The sequence below is a fragment of the Brevibacterium sp. SIMBA_078 genome (assembly GCF_046534565.1).
In the GTDB taxonomy this organism is placed as follows: domain Bacteria; phylum Actinomycetota; class Actinomycetes; order Actinomycetales; family Brevibacteriaceae; genus Brevibacterium.
In genome coordinates this window covers 1-258 of the sequence record NZ_JAWRYQ010000357.1, presented here as the reverse complement: position 1 = coordinate 258, position 258 = coordinate 1, and the positions used below count along the sequence as shown (strand labels likewise).

Sequence of the window (258 nt, the reverse complement as noted above, 5' to 3'; positions counted from 1 at the left end):
ATGCAAATAACGCAATTACCTTTTTACTTGCACTTAGCTTTATACTACTTGGTGTATCGTTTGCGCTCGGTGCAAATCCAAACACACTAATAGCGACATTTAGCTTTTACGCGCTCGATAGCGTATTAAATACTAATACGCTAGGTCTACTAAGTGGTACAGCCATGATTATGTTAGTGGTAGTCACCCTATTGGCACATTTTAAATTAATAAAGCCAACTTCAGCATTTTTGCTAGCGCTTGTTGTTAGCATTGTGC

General features: G+C 38.4%; 1 protein-coding gene. It reads left to right on the top strand.

Going from position 1 to position 258, the window contains the following annotated elements:
- A partial coding sequence (locus tag SB749_RS20015; RefSeq protein ID WP_410711846.1) for a hypothetical protein occupies positions 1-258 on the top strand: 258 nt, incomplete at both ends.